We start from the raw sequence: 22551 nt of genomic DNA on the forward strand, positions 1-22551 counted from the left end.
AACTATTGCTGACTATTCAATATTGGTTACGGGTTGTTCTGCACCAATCACACGGTTTCTGCCGGATTGTTTTGCTAAATAAAGCGCTGCATCAGCACGCGGTAAAACACTATCTACTGATTCCCCATACAAACGCTCTGCAACCCCTGCACTAAAGGTAATCAGTACGCGCTCGTTGTTGTGCAAGAAAAAGTTTTTGGTTAAATCGCGTTGTAAGCCAGAAACAACCGTCACAGCATCTTTCTGGTTTGATCCCGGTAGTAAAATAACAAACTCTTCGCCACCGTAGCGAGCCAGTACATCAGTGCTACGTAAGATACTTTTAACCACTTTAGATAAATGAGCGAGCGCCTTATCACCAGTGGAGTGGCCCATGGTGTCATTAATTTTCTTAAAGTGGTCAACATCCAACATTGCAAGCGAAAGTGGTGTGCCGTGCCTGTCAGAGCGTTCAAATTCACGAATAAGAGCCTCATCCATACCGCGTCTGTTTAATGCCCCAGTTAAGAAGTCTTCGTGCGCTGCCTCGCTAATATAATCAAGCTTAAGTGTGAGTTCGTTGATTTTCTTTTCAGCTTCTTCTGCCTTTTTCTGTGACTCTAATAGGGTGACATGATTGGCTTTTGCTTCATTGTTCATTTCGCCAATATCACCCACTAAACTTTCCAATATAGTGTTGAGCTCAGAAATGTCTTCTACTGCATTGATTTGGGCATGGTATTGCTGAATCTTGTTTTGGTAGTTGCCTGTAGAGGTGGTAATGTCAGCTAGTCGGCTAACAAATGTGCTCACCATGCTTCTGAGCGTTTCTTTGGCTTCAATCAGACCTGGTTTAATCTGAGATTGCTTGAAAATAAGCTCTTTCAGGCTACTTTCAGCGTTGTAAACAGTATCAATTTTGAGTGGTTTGGAAACAATTTCTTTAACAATGACAATTTGAGCATGTAACCATTGATCTTCAATCGTTAAATCAGCCATGCTGGCAACAAGTAAGCGCAGTATTTCAATCAGCGCCTCCTGCATCCTACGTTGTGCATCTGTTTGCATTTCTGCTCGAAGCAGGGTTGACCGTAAAGCACCATTGAGTTGGTTAATTTGCTCAAGTGTGTGTGCGGTTTCAGCTTCTTTAATTAACTCCTCAACACGATTTGTTGCGCTTGGTGAATCTGTAAATTTTGGCAGTACAAGAATTCTAATGGTTCTGATCAATATATCGCGCCAAGCTGTTGCGACATCTGCATGATTGACATCGCTTTTATCAGTGAGGGGATCAATGGATGCAGATACATCATTATTTTTAGATGATTGGCCATTGTGGATTGGTTTTGCCGTGCTGTTAGCAGATATTTCAATATCAGCAGCTTTTCCTTCACCCCAAGACGTAATGAGTGTCTGAACTTTTTCTGCCAGTTGAGATGAATCATTTGCAAAATTCGAGATAACACGATTCAGGCTATCTTTTTTAGATGCTGCGGTTATTCCTGTGTGATTTAAGTCTAGTTGTTTGAGTAAGTAGCGTAGGAGTGTGCCCCACTGTATGTTACTTTCGTTTTCAGCATCGCTAGAGATAAGTGCACGAAGTTGTTTATCTAAATTAACAGCATCATGTTTGTCGATTAGACTTGAAATTCTTTTTGCAACTGTTGCGTATTTAGCGTTTTCTTTACTTTTTTCTAGCAATACCTTGTTGAGCGTATTGTCTAAAATTGCTTTGCTATTGGCAGAAGCCACGCCAGCAATTTCGTCATAAACTAGTCTGTAGTTCTCGGGAGTAGGCGGTCTTTGGCTTTTTGACAGCTGAATTAAAGTCTGACGAGCGATTTCAAGAGATGTGAGTTTTTGTTCCATAAGATCCGCGCTGATTAATCCTTTTGGGTGATTGTTACATGTTGTTTAACTTGTAACAAGCTGTCATCTTACTATGGTGTCAATTTAACCACAATTATTTAGCTTAACTATGATAGTTCGCCACTCAGCGCCAAGAATTAGCAAAAATATAGACAAAAAAAATGACCCGATAAAGGGTCATTTTAAATGGATTCTTTAAGTACTAAACCTTCTGAATGTTAGAAGCTTGTTTACCTTTTGGTCCGTCAGTCACGTCGAAAGATACGCGATCGTTTTCTTTCAAACTTTTGTAGCCGCTATCGTTGATAGCTGAGAAATGTGCGAATAAATCGTCACCACCTGCGTCAGGAGTAATGAAACCAAAACCTTTAGAGTCATTAAACCATTTTACTAAACCTGTTGCCATATCTTATTCCATACTTTTTAAAAAAGGGAGGCACCCTGAAAGTTCGGGTTTTTAAATACTATCAATCCACGAAAGACCAAAAAATTAAAAATTCAAACGCCTACATTGCTTTTTACGGACAATTTGGGAACCTGTCAAGCACATTTTGAAATATATTTATAGGGTAAAGCTTGATAGTGATAAAAATCAGGCACTTATTTAACTGTTTAGCTTGCTAAATTAAGCTTGTAGGGCTATAGTGCGCGTGCGTTAAGTAGTGCTTGCGTATACAATTTTTATACACACTATTCCCAATGTTTTACGATTGCATCAACTTTTGATTAGCTTGTTGCTTTAACACGGGTCTTACATGATTTTGGAGCAAAGCAATGGCAAAAGAAGAGTTAATTGAAATGAGTGGCGTGGTGATGGAAATATTGCCGGACTCACGTTATCGCGTGACCTTAGATAATGGTCACACCTTGGTTGCCTACACGGGTGGCAAAATGAAAAAGAATCATATTCGTATTTTAGCAGGCGATAAAGTCACGCTTGAGTTGTCTCCATATGATGTTAACAATGGACGCATCACATTTAGACATATTGATAGCCACCATACTTATACCCCTAGAAAAAAAACGTATTAAATACAATTCGTTTGTCATCATCCCTGATAGCTGATACATTTATCTTATGCTAAGAGGTTTAAATAAAAAGCTGTTGTGGATAGTGGTGGTTTGGTTTGCAATTCTGCAAGCATTTACCCCTTTTATTCATGCCCATGTTCAGGCAGACACCTATGCCTACGGACATGGTTTGCATATGCATGATGACGGTTTGCTTGAGCTTCACGATACTGTACACACCCTTAAAAATGTCAGCGACATAGAGACTATTGGGGTGGATAAGGCTTTGATTAAAAATATTGAGGTATTGCCTGCCCCTTTGTTTTTAATGCTTTTTATCATTCCTCTGTTAGTTTTCTCTGTACGATCCTACCGATATGAGCGCACAGCTCATGCCTGCATTCCCCCTTATTTAAAGTCTGTCGCTGGGCCACGTGCCCCACCTCTATTCTAAAAAAACTTGAGTATTAACATTCGTGTTAATCACGAATGATTTTCTGTTTTTTAGGAGTATGTCATGCCTATTTTTTGCCGATACTGGCTAGCGATAGCATTCTCTGTCGCTAATTTCAATATATCGCATGCTGAGCCAATACGTATGGAAGGTCAGTCTGCGCCTATCTCTTCAGGTTCAGATAATCTTGAGATTCGTCACCTTGATACGCTGAGTGTGAATCAAAGCTTAAGCTTATCTGAGGTGTTAGAGAAGACTTTTTTGCGTAACCCCATGCAGTCTACTTTACAGTCCAGGGACGCTTGGGTGACTTCTAAGCAAACGCTAGCGCATGCCATGCTGCCCTCAGCACCTGCGATGAGTGTAATGCATCAAAATGATGCTTTAGGCGGTAGTCGTGGTGAGCGTGAGTGGCAAGCGGAGTTGGAGTTGCCAGTGTGGATGCCAACTCAGCGTGATAAGCGTTTAAAAGTTGCTGATATGAGTGGTAGCACGTTGACGGCTAGTCGTGAAAGTTTGAAGCTACAGGTGGCTGGTTTGCTGCGTGATACGCTTTGGACGCTGGCTTTGAATGAGAGCCATTTAGTGCTTGCAAGGAGTAAGTTGGAGGTTGCTCATCAACTTCAGCAAGATGTGCAAAAAAGATTCTCAGCCGGTGAGGTACCTAAAACTGATGTGATGTTGACGCAACAAGAGTCATTGCGTGCAGAACAGGAGCACTTACGTGCTGAGGCTGAGGTGATGCATGCACGTCATCGTTATTATGTACTGACTGGATTGCGCGAGATTCCCGCCGATTTTGTAGAGCAACAATCTACGTTAAGTGACTATCAGCAATCCCCAATCTGGCTTGAAGCTCAATCTAAACTGAGTTTGGCACAAACTGAACGAGAGCTTGCACAAGTTGAGGGGCGTGAAAATCTACAGGTGCTGTTGAATATGCGTAGCATTAAGGGGGCCTTTGATGTGGCCGCTAATGAAAGTGTTGGGGTCAAATTGCGTATACCATTTGGCGGTGATGCGAGAGCTGCACCGATTAAGGCTGCGGCAGAGCAGGGCGTTGGAAATGCCTTAAGTGAGCAGGCGGCGCTTCAATACACATTAGAAACAGCGATGCATGAAGCTGAGCATAATCTAGAGGTCAGTCGTGCTGAATTAGCATTGGCGAGCAAGCAATATGTGATTGCTGATGAGAGCTTGAGGCTTGCACGCAAAGCGTTTCAATTGGGTGAGACAGATTTGGTGAGTCTGCTGAGAGTTCAAGCGCGCACTTTTGAGGCCGAGCGAATATTGACCAGTCAGAAAATACAAGTGCAGTGGGATGTTGCCCGTTATAACCAAACAGTAGGAGTGTTCCCATGAACTATTTTTTATCATTAATCAGCATGTTTGTAATTTTCATTGGCAATGTAAACGCTGCCGATGTGTTGATGAGTTTGGCGCAGCAGAAGAGTTTAGGTGTGGTGGTTGCACCTGTCGGTAAAAATAACCTATTAAGTAGCCGTCGCTTTCCCGCTGAGATTGTAATTCCTGTTGGCCAAGAGCGCATAGTGAGTGCCCCGCAGTCAGGATTGTTAGATCAGATGCACGTTGCTGCTGGACAGACCGTTAAGAAGGGGCAGGTAATTGCACATTTAATTAGCCCGGATTTGTTAGGTTTGCAGCGTGATTATTTACAAGCGTTAACACAAAAAAGACTCGCTACCAAAGCTTTAGCGCGCGACACGGAGTTGTTGAAGGATGGGATTATCGCCCAACGTCGACATCTAGAAACCGAAAGTGCGCATGATGAAGCTAGCGCTAATTTAGCTCAACGTAAGCAAGCGTTAAAGTTGGCTGGTATGAGTGATGGAGCTATCTCAAAGTTAAGCCCATCAGCAGGTATGATGAGTGGACTGAGTTTAGTGGCACCAATTTCTGGCCAAGTATTAGAGCAAATGGTGACAACGGGGCAACGTGTTGATATGGCGATGCCGATATATCGGATTGCCAAAATGTCGCCGTTGTGGCTTGAAATTCACGCCCCACTGGAAGGGTTACCGTTTGTAAAAGAAGGGATGCAAGTACAGGTGCCTAAATTGCAAGCGAGTGGACATTTGATCGCAGTGATTCGTAGTGTTAACAAAGCAGATCAGACACTGCATTTACGTGCTGAAATTACAAAAGGTGCGGAAAAGTTATCCCCGGGGCAGTTTGTTGAAGCTGAAATTAACCTAGGCGGTCAATCGCAATATTTTAGTGTGCCAAAATCAGCGCTTGCAAGACAAGGAGCGAGTGCTTTGGTCTTTGCACAGACTCAAGCCGGTTTCAAACCAATTAAAGTGACGATTATTTCTGAGCAAGGAGATGATGCTGTTGTCGATGCGCCCTTTGTTGGTACAGAGAAAATTGCAGTGAGCGGTATCGCTGCAATTAAAGGTACTTGGTTGGGATTAGGGGGTGAATGATGTTAGCTAAGCTGATTCAGTTTGCGCTGACGCAACGTTTGTTAATGATGATAGCTACAGTTGGTTTAGCCGCTGCAGGGGTGTTTGCTTATCAGTCATTACCAATTGATGCGTTTCCTGACGTTTCTTCGACACAAGTTAAAGTGATTGTTAAAGCACCTGGTATGACACCAGAGGAAGTAGAAGCGAGAATTACCGCACCCATAGAAGTTGAGATGTTAGGAGTTCCACACCAAGTAGGGCTTCGCTCAGTCGCTAAGTATGCGCTCACTGACATTACGGTAGACTTTGAGGACGGAACCGACATCTATTGGGCTCGGCAACAGGTTTCAGAGCGTTTAAGCGCAGTCTGGGCGAATTTACCTGACAACGCCTCTGGCGGTATGGCACCAATGACAACGCCTTTAGGTGAGATGTTCATGTTCACTGTGGAAAGTGATGAACTGAGTTTGCAAGAGCGTCGTAGCTTGTTGGACTGGGTGATTCGCCCACAGTTGCGCACCGTGGCGGGTGTGGCTGATGTAAACGCTTTGGGTGGATTGGTTCGTAGTTTTGAAATCGTACCAGACAACGCACGGATGTACGCACGAGGTGTGGCGATAGATCGCTTACAAGAAGTGCTTCAGACAAATAACCGAAACGGTGGTGCAGGACGTTTGAACGATGGCGAGGGTTCTTTGCTAGTGCGCTCAGAAGGTGGTTTTAAAACTATTGAGGATGTTGAAAATACTATCGTACGCACAGATCAGGGCATGTCAGTTAAAGTAGCAGACGTTGCTACTGTCCGTATTGGCTCTATTACAAGGTATGGTGCTGTCACCAGTAATGGTCATAGTGAGTCTGTTCAAGGCTTGGTATTGGGCTTGCGTGGCGCAAACGCACAAAAAGTGGTTGAAGGGGTAAAGGCCAAGTTGGCCGAAATTGCACCGCAGTTGCCTAAAAGCGTCAAGATTAATGTATTTTATGACCGAGGTAGCTTGGTTGAGCGTGCCGTTAATACGGTAACGAAAGCATTACTAGAAGCAGTTGTACTGGTGCTGATTTTGTTAGTGTTATTTTTAGGTAATTTTAGAGCTGCACTGACCATTGCTTTTATTTTGCCACTTTCTGCGTTGTTTACTTTTCTATTGATGCGTAGTTTCGGCATGTCTGCTAATTTAATGAGTTTGGGTGGGCTCGCAATTGCAATTGGCATGCTGGTAGATGCCGCCGTCGTGGTGGTAGAAAACATCGTCTCTCATTTGGCAGATAAAAAACAGGCAGGCGCTTTACCGCGCATGCATATTATTTATCGTGCGGTGCGAGAGGTCAGTGTGCCTGTTACCGCAGGTGTGCTGATTATTATTACTGTATTTTTACCACTACTCACATTGCAGGGATTAGAGGGTAAGCTATTTACACCAGTCGCGCTGACAATTATGTTCGCTCTAGCTGGCTCGCTTGTATTGTCATTGACGGTAATTCCTGTACTTTCTTCCTTTTTGTTAAAAGAAGTCAGCCATGATAATCCTTGGTTGGTGCGTAAGGCATTAGCCATTTATGAGCCAGTGTTGATTTGGTGTTTGGCACATGCAAAGGTGATTGTGATTGCTGCGCTGGTGATGCTTGCATTCAGTGGTGTCGTGTATACCCAAATAGGTAAAACTTTTATGCCTGTGATGGATGAAGGTGACATTATTATTGGGGTGGAGAAGTTGCCTTCTATCAACCTTCATCAAACCATCATCACCGATATGAATGTTCAGCGTGCAATTTTAAGCCAAGTGCCTGAGGTGAAAGGCGTGTATTCCCGTGTAGGTTCTGATGATTTGGGACTGGATCCAATGGGGCTAAATCAAACAGATAATTTCCTGGTACTAAAACCGATGAGTGAATGGCGCATGACAACAAAAGACGCGCTGATTGATGAGTTGCGTAAAGTGATGAACCAGTTACCTGGTTTGGCTTTTAGTTTTACCCAGCCTATTGATATGCGTGTGAACGAAATGATTTTAGGTGTGCGCGGTGATTTGGCGATTAAGATTTTTGGGCCAGACTTACCTATGCTTGATGCTAAAGCACAGCAGATTGTTAACATCTTATCTTCTATTCCGGGTAGTCAGGATGTATACACGCCGCAAAATAGTGGTGTGCAATATTTACAAATTAAAATTGATCGAATGGCTGCAGGTCGTCTAGGTTTGAGTGTGACTGAGATTGAATCGATATTGCTGGCGCAGCTTGAAGGTAAGCAGTTGGGTGTGGTGCAAGAGGGGCAAAGGAGAACGCCAGTGTTGATTCGCGGTAGCCAAGACTTGCGTGCATCGCCCACAGATTTTGGTAATTTAATGCTGACGCTAGCTAATGGTACGAATATACCGCTCTCGGCGGTGGCTAGAATTGAGCGCGAGGAAGGGCCTGTAAAAGTAGATAGAGAGCACGGTGCGCGCCTAGTGGTAGTGACAGCCAATGTACGCAACCGTGATTTGGTGAGCTTTGTAGAAGAAGCTAAGCAGCGTGTGCAAGCTGAGGTGAAGTTTGATGAAGGCTACGGGGTGAAGTTTGGCGGGCAGTTTGAGAATCAACAAAGAGCTTCTGCACGCTTAGCGATTGTCGTCCCAGTGGCGATTGGGTTGATATTCCTATTGTTGTTTGCAACGTTTGGGTCAGTCAAGCAGGCACTACTAATTTTATCCAATATTCCATTTGCGATGATTGGAGGCGTACTCTCGTTGTGGCTTTCAGGTGAATATTTATCCGTCCCAGCATCGGTAGGTTTTATTGCTTTATTGGGGATTGCGGTTCTTAATGGTGTTGTGATGGTTAGTTATTTTAATCAGCTACAAGCGCAAGGGATGGCAATGGTAACGATTGTGGTGGAGGGCGCAAAGCGTAGATTAAGACCTGTATTGATGACTGCGAGTATTGCTGCCTTTGGGTTGGTTCCTTTGCTGTTTGCAACAGGCCCTGGCTCTGAAATTCAACGACCTTTAGCGATTGTGGTGATTGGTGGGTTGGTTAGTTCAACACTACTGACTCTAGTGCTGTTGCCAATTTTTTATCGTAGATTTTTTAATGGGGTTGCAAAATGAATCTGGATACCATTCCACAAGGCCTGTTAATACTGATTGCTCCAGTGAGTTTAGAAGAAGTTTTAGTCGATTTGTTGTTACAAAAAAACGAGATATCAGGATTTACTTCGAGTAATGTAAGCGGGCATGGAAGACACCATGCTGAAAGCAGCTCGCAACTGAGTATGCTAGAGCAAGTTGCAGGTCGCCAAAAACGAGTGCAATTGATGATGCATGCTAGTATTTGTGAGTTACAAAGCTTAGTGGCCGAACTAAAGCAAACGTTTAGTGATGCTGGCATGCACTACATATTGATGCCAGTCACAGAAGCACAACCTATATGAAGTTTGATGTAAGATAGTCATGTGAATATGGTGGGTATTTTTTCTTTTTTATTGATTGGAAATTGTCTTACATAATAAATGAAGGCTAAGCCTGTCTTGCCTCTGCTCGTTGTTTTATATAAAAATATGACTAAGTTTTTATGGTGGCTAGATAGTCAGTTGCGGTATCCAGCAGTAAAATTGTGGTAATTATTTATAAAATCAACAATGTAGAGATTAATATGCTGACTGAAACAAAAGAAACCATACTCATTGTTGATGATGTCGCAGAGAACTTGCATATATTAAGTGAGTTATTAATGCCATCGTACCGTGTGTTAGTGGCGACCTCCGGGCTAAGTGCGTTGCGTATCTCGGAAGCAGTCCCTAAGCCTGATCTGATATTGCTAGATGTCATGATGCCAGAAGTTGATGGCTATACCGTACTGAGTCGATTAAAGCAGAATCCTGCTACCCAAGATATTCCTGTGATATTTGTCACCGCGCTATCTGAATCTGATGATGAAGAAAAAGGTTTGCGGCTTGGTGCTGTCGATTACATTGCCAAACCAATTAAGCCGGCAGTGGTATTGGCACGTGTACGCACGCAGCTAGATGTAAAGCGCGCACGTGAGTGGCTCAAGAGTGAAAATGACTTACTTGAAGCTGAAGTTGCTAAGCGCATGGCAGAAAACGACCTCACGCAACAAGTCAGTATCCGAGCACTAGCGCATCTAGCTGAAATTCGCGATCCCGAGACTGGCAATCATATTCGCCGCACACAAAGTTATGTTCACTGCCTAGCTTCAGGCTTAAAACAACGCTCACCTTATACAGAGTTGATGACAGATCGTTATATTGATCTGCTTGCACGTTCAGCCCCTTTGCATGATATTGGCAAGGTGGGTATTCCTGATTACATTTTACTTAAACCGGGCAAGTTAACAGAAGAAGAGTTCACCATCATGAAAACCCATGCTAAGTTGGGCAGTGATGCGATTCAGAAAGCGGAGGATGAAGTGAGCACACCCTTGCCATTTCTACTTTTTGCTAAGGAGATTGCACATTGGCATCATGAAAAATGGGATGGTAGTGGTTATCCAGATGGTCTTGCTGGCGAAGCAATTCCTTTGTCTGCACGTATTATGGCGTTAGCCGATGTATATGATGCTTTAACCTCAGTCCGCCCGTACAAAGTGGCGATGTCCAGTGAGGCTGCACGCGATATTATTGTGGCAGGTAAAGCTAAGCACTTTGACCCAACACTTGTTGAAATATTTCTTGAGAATCTCGATGAGTTTGTTGCCATTGGCAACCGCTTTGCTGATGTGGATTCAGGCACAGCTTAAAAATTAGTTGTTTTAAAATGTCCACTAGGCACTAGGCGATGAAAAATAAGAATAATCTACTCCCTACAAATTTCATCGAACATACTGTTCCTCGAATTAAAATTCTTAAACCAGTCATCGTTTATGCGGTTCTTGCAAGTGTATGGATACTTTTTTCTGATAAAGCCTTAATGCAGCTCTTTGAGAGCTCAGATCTTGTCGAGTTGTTTAGTATGCTAAAGGGCTGGCTATTCGTTGCGGTGACTAGCATTCTGCTTTATTTAGTTCTCGACAACCTTCAAAAATACTTGCTTCAAAAAAACGCACAAACAGGTCAGCTTGAAGTTGCCCAGATAAAAAAAGCTCGCCTTGATATCCTAAAGCCGGTCTTTGTTTATGCGCTGTTATCTGGTGTTTGGATACTTTTCTCAGATAAGTTTGTGATGAGGTTGTTTACCCAGGCGGGCCAAATAGAGTTTGCAATGAGTGTTAAAGGCTGGCTTTTTGTCGCCATTACCAGTGGGCTGTTCTATTTTCTGCTGAATGTTTGGTGTGAAAAAATAGCCATGAGGGCGATTAGCTATGAACAAAAAAGAAGTTTCTCACCAGTTAATCACATGTATTCATCTTTTGCTTTACTTACATTGATTGTTCCGTTAATTGGGATTAGTTTTTATAAATTACAAGCACCACAGCTTGAGAATGAGGCAATCAGCGATTTAAAGGTAATTGCCAACCTTAAAGCGGATCAAATTCAACATTGGATGCTAGAGCGTTCTGGTGATGTTGATATTTTATTAGCATCAGATGGTTTAATGAGACAGATTCAAAAGTTTTCACAAAGCCAATTTGATCCACAACGCGCCAACCAGATTCAGCGTAGGTTTAATACTTATATTCAATCCTATGGGTATGACAATCTTATGTTGGTTGATCAGCACGGTAAAGTTTTAGTCAATACCAACACTGAAAATCCAACGTTACACGTTAATCAAGCATTACTTACTTTGGCTCTTAAACAACAGTCAACAAAATTTAGCAATTTGATGCTTGATACTGATGGTGAGGTGTATTTAGATTGGATCGCCCCATTGCCTGCGATGTATGTGAAAGAGCAACAACATGCGGTCGCTATTGTATTAAGGGTTTCAGCTAAGCAATTTTTATATCCTTTAATTCAGACATGGCCTACAGCCAGCACAACAGCAGAAACCTTATTGGTACGTCAACAAGGTGATGAGATTATTTTTCTTAATCAGTTGAGACATCGACAAAGTACTGCACTTAAGCTCAAATTTTCAACTAAAAAAGCTCCTCTACCCGCTAAATTTTCTTTAAGTAATACTGGGGCAGGTACTGTAAAAGCCAAAGATTATCGCGCCCATAATGTCATTGCAGCCTATGTGCCAGTAAAGGGAACAGATTGGCGTCTAATCGCTAAAATAGATGAAGACGAAGTTTTTGCACAACTTTGGAACAGCTTGTATTGGATTAGTTTAATTGCTTTCGCAGGCATTTTCGCCATGATGATGACGCTGGTGATGCTTTGGAGGCAGCAACAGCGCGCTCAACAGTTGGTTATGTTGGCAGAGAAAAACCAAAGTAACCAATTGCTTGCAATGCTTGCAGAGAACTCCTCCGATTCAATTTATATTAAGGACATTGAAGGACGCTACTTACTGGTGAACCCAGAAGCTGCAAAAGCGCTTGGTGGTAGTGCTGAAGATATTATTGGTAAGACTGATGCTGAAATTCTCCCAGCTGAAGTGGCCAAAAATTTTAGAGAAAACGACTTACTCACTATAGAAAACATGGTATTGCAAACCTATGAAGAAGAGTTAGTGACGCTTCATGGTGTTCGTACTTATCTGGCTTCTAAAGGCCCTATGCGTAATGCTCAAGGTGAGGTGGTGGGTTTGTTTGGTATCTCTCGCGATATTACAGAGAGAAAAGATATTGAGGATAGTTTACGCGATAGTGAGCAATTACTAAAAGAAGCGCAAAGCATTGCTAAATTAGGTAATTGGACCTTAGATCATCACACGGGTAGGTTGTTCTGGAGTGATCAGGTGTATGCCCTATTTGAGTTAACTCCTCAGTCTTTTGATGCTACCTATGAAGCATTCTTAGCGGCAATCCATCCTGATGATAAGGAGCATGTTGATACTGTCTATCAGCACTCCATCACTCATCAAACAGGCTATGAGATCGAGCATCGGATTTTGATGCATGATGGCCGTGTTAAGTGGGTGCAAGAGCGCTGTTTTACCTTGTTTGATGAGTTAGGTAAGCCTTTAACCTCTCATGGTACCGTGCAAGATATTACTGAGCGTATCCAGGCTGAAGCCGCTGTTTCACGCGGTCGTGATTTGTTGTTCAAAGTGATTGATACTGCGCCGGTGAGAGTCTTTTGGAAAGATCGCGATTTACGTTACCTAGGATGTAATACTTTATTTGCTAAAGATTCGGGTTTAGCACATCCACAAGACTTAATTGGTAAGGATGATTATCAAATGAGTTGGGCTACCGAAGCCGCTCTGTATCGTGCAGATGATCAGGCCGTGATGGACTCAGGGGTAGCCAAGTTGTTTTATGAAGAACAACAAACGACTAAGGATGGTAATGCGCTTTGGTTACGTACCTCTAAAGTCCCTCTTAAGGACGAGGATGATCACGTTGTCGGTATTTTGGGTGTATATGAGGACATTACTCAGCAGAAGCTAGCCGAAGCAAAAATTAAGCGTTTAACACAGCTTTATGCAGTGTTAAGTTACTGCAATCAAGCCATTGTCCGTAGTGGTCATCAAGATGAGTTGTTTGAACGTATTTGTCATGACACCGTTGAGTTTGGCAGTTTAAAAATGGCATGGATAGGCTTGATCGATGACGAAAGTCAGCTGATTAAACCAGTCGCAATACATGGTGATTTACACCATTACATGGCAGACGTGCATATTTCAATAGATGCTGACAGCCCGTTCGGTAAGGGGCCGACTGGTACAGCCGTACGTGAAAATCACCCAGTTTGGATTCAGGATTTTATCAACGATCCACGTACCACTGCTTGGCATGAGCGTGGTGAGCATTCGGGCTGGAAAGCGTCTGCTGCATTACCCATTAGTTGTAACGGTATTACCATAGGTGCTTTTAATATTTACGCCGGTGAGGTCAATGCGTTTGATCATGAGGTGCAATCCTTGCTCATCGAAATGGCAAACGATATTAGTTTTGCGCTAGATGCGTTTGCCCGCGATGAAGCACGTAAAACGATTGAGCTCGCATTACAAGCATCAGAAGAGCGTTTGCAGCTGGTGTTGCGTGGCTCACGAGATGCCCCTTGGGATTGGAACCTTGCCACTAACGATTTGTATTACTCTGACCACTGGTGGTCTATGTTAGGTTATCAGCCTAATGAACTTACTGTTGGTGCAGGCTTATGGCAACAGATTGTGCATCCTGATGATTTAGACTTGGTCAATCAGGCTTTTGATGAGGTCATAAAAGGTAGTTCTAACAGCTATGAAATTGAGTTTAGAATGCGACACAAAGATGGACATTATGTGCCCGTGTTGTCTCGAGGCTTTATTTTGCGTGATGAACATGGCACACCATTGCGAGTATCAGGTACCAACTCAGACCTTACTGAACGTAAACAGGCAGAAGCCGAGCGCGAGCAAGCGGCAAGCTTGCTGAAAAAAATTACGAATCGTTTGCCAGGTATGGTGTATCAATACCGATTGCGTGCGGATGGCAGTGCATGCTTCCCATATGCAAGCGAAGGGATTCAAGAGGTTTATCGTGTGAGTGCAGAGGAGGTCATGAATGATGCATCTTCAGTGCTTTCGATCATTCATCCTGATGACTACGACGGTGTTGTCAGCTCTATTCAAGCATCAGCAAAAGCATTAACGCCATGGCGTTATGAATATCGCGTTAAATTTAGCGATCAAACCGTGCGCTGGTTATCTGGTAATGCAATGCCTGAAAATGACCTTGATGGCAGCGTACTTTGGCATGGATTTATTGCGGACGTCACCGAACGAAAGGCCAATGAAGAGCAAATTCGCAAACTTTCACAAGCGATAGAACAAAGCCCAGAAAGCGTGGTGATTTCTAATACACAAGCTCAAATCGAGTATGTGAATCAGGCATTTGTAGATGCTACGGGGTATAGCAGAGAAGACGTGATTGGAAAAAACTCTAATATATTGCACTCAGGACAAACGCCAAAAGCCACCTACGAAGAGATGTGGGCAAAGCTGAGCGAAGGATTGGCATGGAAAGGAGAGTTTGTTAATCGACGTAAGGATGGCTCTGAGTACTACGAGTTTGCGATTATTACTCCGCTACGAGCTGCAGATGGCAGCGTCATCAATTATGTCGCAGTTAAAGAAGACATTACCGAGAAAAAACGTGTTGCGGTAGAGTTAGATCAACATCGTAATCATCTAGAAGGACTCATCCAAAGTCGTACTTTTGAGCTCAGTCAGGCGCGTGAGCAGGCAGAAGCCGCTAATCACGCCAAGAGTACTTTCTTGGCAAATATGAGTCATGAGATTCGTACCCCAATGAATGCAATTATCGGGTTGACCCATTTGTTACGTCGCGCAGGGGCAACGCCGCAGCAAGTAGAGCGTTTGGATAAGATTGATGGGGCAAGCCGCCATCTACTCACGATCATTAATGACATTCTAGATCTCTCCAAAATCGAGTCTGGTAAACTGGTGCTTGAGACAACGGACTTTTATTTATCTAGCGTGTTAGATAACATTGATTCGATTATAGGCGAGAGCGCGCGTGATAAAGGCTTGCAGGTTGAAATAGACCGTGGTGACGTTCCACCACTGTTACGTGGAGATCCTACGCGTTTGCGTCAGGCACTATTGAACTACGCAGCGAATGCAATCAAGTTTACGGATCAAGGCAAGGTGAGTTTAAGCGCTAGGCTCCTAGAGGATAACGGGAACGACTTCCTCGTTCGGTTTGAAGTGCGAGATACTGGTATAGGCATTAGTCCAGAACGTGCCAATAAGTTATTTCAAGTGTTTGAGCAGGCTGATACTTCTATTACTAGGAAATATGGTGGTACTGGCTTAGGGCTTGCCATTACGCGTAAATTAGCCAATATGATGGGTGGCGAAGTTGGTGTTGATAGTGAAGTTGGCCAAGGCAGTACATTTTGGTTTACCGCAAGACTGCAACGAGGCCAAGACTCTTCAGCCTCAACATACGGCACTTCTGTACTAAGTGATGCTGAATCACAGCTCAAGCTAAATCATTCAGGAGCCAAAATATTATTAGCAGATGATAGCGCGATTAATCGAGAAGTCGCGGTAGAAATGTTACGTAATGCCGGCTTGATATTAGATACAGTGGCCGATGGTGTAGAGGCTATTGGCAGAGTAAAACAGCAAAAATATGATTTGGTATTAATGGATATGTTTATGCCGAATATGGGCGGTATAGAAGCTACGCAACTAATCCGTACATTGCCTGATTATGAAAAAACACCGATTATTGCCATGACTGCGAATGCGTTTGATGAAGATCGTAGCGCCTGTTTTAACGCCGGCATGAACGACTTTATTGCGAAACCAGTTGAGCCTAAATTGTTTTACACGACCTTGTTGAAGTGGCTACCAGTTAAGCACATAGCGAGCGGTGATGTGATTGATACAGCAGTAGATCAAGAAAGTGTAGCGACATCTGATCTATCAAGCATGGATGGTCATGTTGTGTTGCCACCTGAGCACAGTGCCGTAGCTCAGGTGGCGCTGGAGCAACTGCGCACCATGTCAGGTTTAAATATATCCAGAGTGCTTGAAGCACTGCGTGGCAATGTTGAGAAATACCTTAGCCTATTGGCGGAGTTTATCAACTCACATGCTGACGATGCCGCGCAACTAGAGCGCTTGATTAGCCAAAGTGATTACGTTGCCGCAAGGCATTCAGCACACGCGCTAAAAGGCGCTGCCGCCACATTGGGGGCAGATAGTCTAGCTTTGTGTGCGAGTGAGCTAGAGACGTTACTGCGCGAAAGCCAAGGCACCACTCTGAGTTTAGAAACTGTTGTGCCTAAAATTGAATCTCTCGGTAATGAACTCATTAAAATTGCAGCAGTATTGCCAACTATGCTTCGACCACAGCAACCTGAGGGTGTTGAATTAACCGGCGTCGAGATACCTGTCACACTCTTAAAATCGCTTGATACAATGTTAGCTGAGAATGATGCGGCAGCAGTTGTATTATATGAGCAGCATGCCGATACTTTTAAAGCCGCATTAGGTGCGTCATCTTTAAAATTAGGGCGTGAGATTAAACAGTTTTCGTTTGAAAGTGCACGTGAAATTTTAAAAGAATGGCTTTGAATCTGGGCGAGTTAATCTTATTTAAGCATTCTTTGCTTTAGTTAAAATCGCATATATCTCATCTTTAAGTTGTAACTTTTCTTTTTTCAAAGCCTCTACCGCCTCATGGCTTGCAACCTCGATAGCGGACTCAATATTTTTAATTTTTTGATCAAGTTCGTTATGGCGGTTAAATAGGGTCGTAAAATGCAAGTCGCTATGTTTTAGCGTTGAAATTAAATCGCGATATTCTGGAAACATGGTGAGGCTCCTTAATAAATACTAAAATCCAATATAGACAAGTTCATTGTAAATAAGGCTGTGATTAAGCTTATTGACTTATGTCATGAAATTGGTGACCTAGCGTAACAGCATAGGTAAATGAATATTTTTCTGTTAGTTGGAGGCTAACACGCGGGCTGCTCAAGTTGATTGAATATTAGAAGTGAGGGGTTTTTTGATTTAACTGTCTAACGACAGCTTAAACGGTGACCACACAGAAAAATATGATATTTTTATGGAGCAGAAAAGAAAAAATCCTTATAAGTTTTCACTTATAAGGATTTTAAAATATTGGCGGAGTGGACGGGACTCGAACCCGCGACCCCCGGCGTGACAGGCCGGTATTCTAACCAACTGAACTACCACTCCTTGAACTTAATGTATTAATACATATTTAAACTAAAGCTCAAATTTTCGTCAGTGCAAATTTTTGGTGGGTGCTAACGGGGTCGAACCGCTGACATTCGCCTTGTAAGGGCGACGCTCTACCAACTGAGCTAAGCACCCTGCAGCACTAACGAAGGCCGCATATTACAGACAATGCGGCATGTTTTCAACACATTTTTGAAATAATTTAAATAAAAAGGAGTTTTTTTGAATTGTCTCAATTAAGTCACGTTTGGGATGTGCGTTTTGATGCTCTTTTGTCGATTAATCGAAGTCGCTATCAAGTTTGATTTGATTTCGGCCAGCAGATTTTGCAACATACATCGCATCATCTGCACGTTTGAGTATTTCGTCCTCATTTAGCTCATGATGAATAAATACAACGACCCCAATACTAGCTGAACATAAATGTTCTATTTTAGATTTGGTATCACCTGTATTTAACGATAGTAAATATGGTTGTAATAATGCTTTACGGATTTTTTCGGCAATACGGTTGGCCTGATGTATAGATTTCTCTTTATTTTTGCTCAAGGTGTTGAGTAGGACAATAAACTCATCGCCACCAAAGCGTGACACTGTATCAACTTGGCGGACGCAATTTTTGATACGCACTGCAACCTCTAACAGTAATGCATCACCAAACGCATGACCATAGGTATCATTAATCGGTTTGAAGTTATCAAGATCTAAAAACATGAGCGCACAGTAGCGGCCATTGCGTTTGCTTGATGCCATGGTTTGGCCTAAACGGTCTTTAAGCAAGCGTCGATTTGGGAGCTTTGTCAGTGCATCATAAAACGCGAGTTGACGCACTTCGTCTTCTAGTTTCTTGCGGTCTGTAACATCTAAATTATGTCCCTGAAGGTATAAGAATTTGCCACTCTCATCCTCAATAGGCGTGACTCGACAATAAAAGTCCCGATAAACACCATCATTCCGTTTTAATCTAAAGTAATGGTCGTGGCCAGTTTTCTTTTCGAAATCAACTTGCCATATTTTTTGAGCCTCTGCGATATCTTCCGGATGCACAACGGAAGTCCATTTTTCTACGGTTAGGCTATCTTCTGGATTTTGGCCTGTAAAATCAAACCATTGCTTATTGGTATAGGTGAATGAGGTGCCGTCAAATGCCCACATGTGGATATTGGTGTTATTGAGCAGAATCGATAGTCTTTGTTCACTTTCTGCGAGCGCTTTACTTCGATTGGCTAGCTCAGAAGTGCGTTGTTTGATTCTCTCCTCAAGTGTCTCCTGATTGAGCAAAATTTCGTCAGTTGCACGCTTAAGCTTATTTATCACCACTTTAATGTGTTTGATAAACGGGTTGAAAATCAGCATGGCTTCTAGTGAAAGTAATAGCAGTGTGAGAATCCATAACGCAGTCTCTGCTTTTTCGAGCTGCTTGATGGATGCTTCGCCCTCTAGCTGATATTGGTGCACGGCTTTATCCAGTGAGGAAACTAAAGTTGTTGGTGCTGTGTTGGTAATGTAGCGTAGCGCTGCGTTGTCTGGGCTTAGCTTATCGCTATCTGTTGCGAGCAATGCACGTACGGTATTGATGTAAGTTCTTACTTGTTTGTTAAGAGAGTAATCACCTTCAAAATACATGGCGCTTACCGCTGGAGACATTGAGGATGGTAGTCCCATTACTTTATTGCCATAAAGTAATCCATGATGCGAGATTGCCATTAACTCAATAGATTCTTCCAGTTTTGTGCGAATAGACGCACGCTCACTTGCATGTGCTGTCACCAATAAATTGGCGAATAGGGCTGTGCGTTGGCTTAGCATCCGTTGACGCCCACTAATATTAACGACTGCAGCGGTACTTTCTTGTTCAGAGATGACAAGTTTGAGGCTGTACCAAGCTGCAGTGGTGAGTGCGGCAACGAGAGATAGTGCAAGTACGTAGCGCCAAGTGAGGGCTTGCGCGATACCTAAGTCATCTTTGATGTGTGTTTTTGTGAACAAGTATTTTCTCAGTTCTTGTCACTGCATATGACAATTGACTATAAGCCAAATTTGCAAGTCAAAGAGGAGATATTTGAGTATCCACCGGTGGTTTGAAATGCAGACTCTAGTACTTGGTTCAACTCTAACAAAATTGTCTATACAGGTAAAGCGACCTTATTGGGTATATGCTTGAATAAACAAAGGTTTTAGAGACATTTAGATATTAGTGCGATAGGTTTGGGTAAGTTGAGTCGAGTTTTATGTTTTCAATACTTTTTATATACTGATATGCATCAGTTAAGAGATCTGATGCATTTTTTTAAATGGCACATGTATTTTAAGCTTGATTTAAGCTTAGACGCATAAAGTGATACTCACCATTTAAACAAAGGAGTTATATCATGAAAAAATCAATGAATACATTGGCCTTAGTGTCGGTCATTTCATTTGCTTTATTATCGCCATTAGCGTTTGCGGATGATGATGCCCAAGAAATTGAAGCAATCTCAAAAGAGTTAGGTCTAATTACATTAGAGCAGGCGAAAGCAAAGGCGCTTGCTGCAAAACCTGGTGCAGTAGAAGATGCTGATCTAGAAAATAGAAAGTTTGGTAAAGGCTGGGATTATGAGTTTGAAATTGTTGATGCTGATGGGCGTGAGTGGGAAGTTTTAGTAGATGCTAAAACTGGCGCAGTTAGAGATGTCAGCCAAGAGTGGTTTTAAGTGAATAACTTGCGTGGGGTAAATCTAATTTCAACCCGTAAGCCGCCCAGTGCGGCTGAGCGGCTGAAACTTAGGTTTGCTCCATAACTGTTGGCAATGTCATAGACAATAGCAAGCCCTAAGCCACTGCCAACAACAGATTCATCTGCTCTAAAACCACGCTGAGTGAGTGCGTTTAACTCATGAACAGGGCAGCCTGGTCCGTCATCTTCAATCACAAAAATTGGTGCATCGCCACCCGTGACGGTGAGTGATACATTACGTTTACACCATTTACAGGCGTTATCTAACAAGTTGCCGAGTATCTCCATTAAGTCTTCGCCATCACCATTAAACTTTGTTCCCTCGTTGACTTCCCAAGTGATATTCACAATCTTAGTTTTATAAATCATGCGCAAGGTATGCGTCAGTTGAGCAATCTCGATTTTCAAATCTATTTGCTGCATAGGGCGGATGTCGCCCATTAAACGAGCACGTTTTAGCTCTCTCTCGATAATTTGGTCTAGCGAGTTTGTTGCTGCATAGATAGACTCACGGATTTGTGGAAGCCCTTCAATTTCTGAACGCTCTGCAGTTTGATTGAGTAGTGTTAGTTTTGTTTTGAGGGCGTGAGCCAAATTACCTAGAGACTCTCTGGAACGTTTAGATTTTTGCTGGATAGATTGAAGCAGATGATTAAGCTCTGTAATCAGTGGCGCAATCTCTACAGGGCCTTTAGAGGTGATCTGATTCGCTTCGCCACGCTCTAGTTTAGCGATGTCGCTTTGAATTATTTTTAACGGCAAGAGCGAATGCTGAATAATCAGCCGCTGTATTGCCAATAACATGATGAGACCCAGTAATGAGATTGCAGCGTATATCAACTGGAAGTGCTCAATGCTAGCTTTTAAGGGACCTAAGTTTTCAGCAACTGCAATACTAATGGCTTGTCCTTGTTTTTGATATCCAGTGGCAACAATCAGTAGTGATTGTGCTTCAGGACCTTTGCTATATAGTAGCTTTTGTTCATCTTTTGCTAGGCTTTTAATATTGAGATCAGTATCCCATAGCGACCGTGAAATGAGGCGCTGGTTACCAGTAATTACAACATAATAGTGTCCAGAGAATGGTCGCTGGTAGATAGCACTTAAGCGTTGTGGGTCAATTTCAAGTTGGTTGGATGCATTAAATTGGGCACTGGCGAGCAAGCTCTCACCCTCATGTTGCAAGCGTTTGCTTAATTGATCTTCGCTTAGTTTGTTGATTGCGTAACTTACGACTAGCCATTGTAGCGAGAGTAATAACACTAGGCTAAATGTCAGGCTCCAAGATAGTCGACCTTTGAGTGAAAGCATTACGAAGCCACTCCAAACACATAGCCTTGGCCGCGCCTGGTTTGTATTAAGTGACTACCAATTTTTTGGCGCAGACGATTGACATAGACTTCAATCACATTGCTGTCTTTATCTTCATCATATTCATAAATATGTTCAGTTAACACTGATTTAGAAAGAATGTGTCCTGAATGCAGCATAAAGTATCTTAATAATCTAAACTCAATATTCGTCAGGTTGCATTGCTCACCGTGATTGAAGATGACTGTTTGCGTTTGTTCATTTAATTTAAAGTGTGCTGTGTGTAGCGTTTCTACCGTATTACCGGTACTACGTTTTAATACCGCGCTGACTCGTGCAAGTAGTTCTTCGATCTGAAATGGCTTACTTATGTAATCATCTGCACCCGTGTTAAAGCCAGTCACTTTGTCTTGCCATCCGCCTCGAGCAGTAAGAATAATGACAGGCGTGGCCACTTGTGCACTGCGCCAGTTAGCTAGTATTTCTAGTCCGTTGCGTTTCGGTAAACCTAAATCTAGTATGACCAAGTCGTAAGGCTCTAATTTACCTTGTATTTCAGCCTCTATGCCATCAGTCGCTATGTCTGTTGCATACCCAGCACGCTGAAGACCAGCTTGAAGTTGTGGACCAAGGGTTGCGTCATCTTCAACTAAAAGTAGTCGCATCGCTTAATCCTCAAGCTCTAGCTTGATGAGTTTTCCAGTTTTTGCATCAAGTTTGATTTCCCAAACTTGGCTTTGAGCATCGAGAATTTCTATCTCGTAAATGTGTGTGCCTTTTTTTTGTTCTAGTTCAGTTTCGAGCACCTCCCCAGGTTTGATGGCTTTTGCTAACTTCGTGATTTTTTCTAGAGGGAGAATTTTTCCTGCGCTTAAGAGTTGTCGTGCCGTTTGCTGATTGATATCAGCATTTGCATCTTTGTCAGTCAATATAAGCAAGCTGGTGAACAGGCTGCCAGCTGTGATGGCTAATACAAATAGATTAAATTTTTTCATCATAATGTGTTGTTTGCATGAGGATATTACCCCTCATAGAAAAACTTCGACTGAAAGATAATGGTAA

General features: G+C 42.7%; 16 protein-coding genes and 2 tRNA genes. 9 read left to right on the forward strand and 9 right to left on the reverse strand.

Annotation, left to right across the window (positions count from 1 at the left end):
* Nucleotides 1-12 precede the first annotated feature (12 nt).
* Nucleotides 13-1848: a sensor domain-containing diguanylate cyclase gene (locus tag A391_RS0104430; protein WP_019897631.1), complete on the reverse strand. Its 1836-nt coding sequence runs from the start codon at nucleotides 1846-1848 to the stop codon at nucleotides 13-15.
* Nucleotides 1849-2050: 202 nt separating this feature from the next.
* On the reverse strand, nucleotides 2051-2254 hold the full coding sequence (locus A391_RS0104435) for a cold-shock protein (protein ID WP_019897632.1): 204 nt from the start codon (nucleotides 2252-2254) through the stop codon (nucleotides 2051-2053).
* A 368-nt stretch (nucleotides 2255-2622) separates the two neighbouring features.
* Here A391_RS0104435 and infA point away from each other — a divergent pair, with 368 nt between their 5' ends.
* The 8 genes from infA to A391_RS14125 all read left to right on the forward strand — a co-directional run bounded on the left by infA (nucleotide 2623) and on the right by A391_RS14125 (nucleotide 16829).
* A complete protein-coding gene (gene infA, locus A391_RS0104440; RefSeq protein ID WP_019897633.1) occupies nucleotides 2623-2880 on the forward strand; it encodes a translation initiation factor IF-1 in 258 nt (85 codons plus the stop codon).
* A gap of 46 nt (nucleotides 2881-2926) precedes the next feature.
* Nucleotides 2927-3313 (forward strand): hypothetical protein, encoded by a 387-nt coding sequence (locus A391_RS0104445; protein ID WP_019897634.1) that lies wholly within the window; start codon nucleotides 2927-2929, stop codon nucleotides 3311-3313.
* A 63-nt stretch (nucleotides 3314-3376) separates the two neighbouring features.
* Nucleotides 3377-4675 (forward strand): TolC family protein, encoded by a 1299-nt coding sequence (locus tag A391_RS0104450; RefSeq protein ID WP_019897635.1) that lies wholly within the window; start codon nucleotides 3377-3379, stop codon nucleotides 4673-4675.
* A complete protein-coding gene (locus A391_RS0104455) occupies nucleotides 4672-5760 on the forward strand; it encodes an efflux RND transporter periplasmic adaptor subunit (RefSeq protein ID WP_019897636.1) in 1089 nt (362 codons plus the stop codon). Before A391_RS0104450 ends, A391_RS0104455 begins: the two co-directional genes overlap by 4 nt.
* Nucleotides 5760-8831, forward strand: a complete 3072-nt coding sequence (locus tag A391_RS0104460; protein WP_019897637.1) for an efflux RND transporter permease subunit — start codon at nucleotides 5760-5762, stop codon at nucleotides 8829-8831. The genes A391_RS0104455 and A391_RS0104460 overlap by 1 nt, the downstream gene beginning before the upstream one ends.
* Nucleotides 8828-9154 carry a DUF3240 family protein gene (locus A391_RS0104465; protein WP_019897638.1) on the forward strand — a complete coding sequence of 109 codons (327 nt, stop codon included), beginning with the start codon at nucleotides 8828-8830 and terminating at the stop codon, nucleotides 9152-9154. The genes A391_RS0104460 and A391_RS0104465 overlap by 4 nt, the downstream gene beginning before the upstream one ends.
* A gap of 182 nt (nucleotides 9155-9336) precedes the next feature.
* Complete coding sequence (locus A391_RS0104470; RefSeq protein WP_019897639.1) at nucleotides 9337-10482, forward strand: HD domain-containing phosphohydrolase; 1146 nt, start codon at nucleotides 9337-9339, stop codon at nucleotides 10480-10482.
* Nucleotides 10483-10520: 38 nt separating this feature from the next.
* Complete coding sequence (locus tag A391_RS14125; RefSeq protein WP_051089069.1) at nucleotides 10521-16829, forward strand: PAS domain S-box protein; 6309 nt, start codon at nucleotides 10521-10523, stop codon at nucleotides 16827-16829.
* Nucleotides 16830-16850: 21 nt separating this feature from the next.
* Here A391_RS14125 and A391_RS0104480 read toward each other — a convergent pair whose 3' ends face one another.
* The 4 genes from A391_RS0104480 to A391_RS0104495 all read right to left on the reverse strand — a co-directional run bounded on the left by A391_RS0104480 (nucleotide 16851) and on the right by A391_RS0104495 (nucleotide 19451).
* On the reverse strand, nucleotides 16851-17069 hold the full coding sequence (locus tag A391_RS0104480; RefSeq protein ID WP_019897640.1) for a YdcH family protein: 219 nt from the start codon (nucleotides 17067-17069) through the stop codon (nucleotides 16851-16853).
* Nucleotides 17070-17382: 313 nt separating this feature from the next.
* Nucleotides 17383-17459: transfer RNA gene (locus tag A391_RS0104485), tRNA-Asp, on the reverse strand.
* 62 nt (nucleotides 17460-17521) lie between these two features.
* Nucleotides 17522-17597 (reverse strand) — tRNA-Val (locus A391_RS0104490).
* A 144-nt stretch (nucleotides 17598-17741) separates the two neighbouring features.
* Complete coding sequence (locus tag A391_RS0104495) at nucleotides 17742-19451, reverse strand: diguanylate cyclase domain-containing protein (RefSeq protein WP_019897642.1); 1710 nt, start codon at nucleotides 19449-19451, stop codon at nucleotides 17742-17744.
* A gap of 383 nt (nucleotides 19452-19834) precedes the next feature.
* Here A391_RS0104495 and A391_RS0104500 point away from each other — a divergent pair, with 383 nt between their 5' ends.
* Nucleotides 19835-20155: a PepSY domain-containing protein gene (locus tag A391_RS0104500; RefSeq protein WP_019897644.1), complete on the forward strand. Its 321-nt coding sequence runs from the start codon at nucleotides 19835-19837 to the stop codon at nucleotides 20153-20155.
* Here A391_RS0104500 and A391_RS0104505 read toward each other — a convergent pair.
* Genes A391_RS0104505 through A391_RS0104515 form a run of 3 tightly spaced genes read right to left on the reverse strand, consistent with a single transcriptional unit; the run spans nucleotide 20152 to nucleotide 22487 of the window.
* On the reverse strand, nucleotides 20152-21489 hold the full coding sequence (locus A391_RS0104505) for a sensor histidine kinase (RefSeq protein WP_019897645.1): 1338 nt from the start codon (nucleotides 21487-21489) through the stop codon (nucleotides 20152-20154). The two genes, A391_RS0104500 and A391_RS0104505, sit on opposite strands and share 4 nt — an antisense overlap.
* A complete protein-coding gene (locus A391_RS0104510; RefSeq protein ID WP_019897646.1) occupies nucleotides 21489-22154 on the reverse strand; it encodes a response regulator transcription factor in 666 nt (221 codons plus the stop codon). The genes A391_RS0104505 and A391_RS0104510 overlap by 1 nt, the downstream gene beginning before the upstream one ends.
* A gap of 3 nt (nucleotides 22155-22157) precedes the next feature.
* On the reverse strand, nucleotides 22158-22487 hold the full coding sequence (locus tag A391_RS0104515; protein WP_019897647.1) for a PepSY domain-containing protein: 330 nt from the start codon (nucleotides 22485-22487) through the stop codon (nucleotides 22158-22160).
* Nucleotides 22488-22551: the final 64 nt, after the last annotated feature.

Source organism: Methylotenera mobilis 13 (assembly GCF_000384255.1).
GTDB classification, from domain to species: Bacteria; Pseudomonadota; Gammaproteobacteria; order Burkholderiales; family Methylophilaceae; genus Methylotenera; species Methylotenera mobilis_B.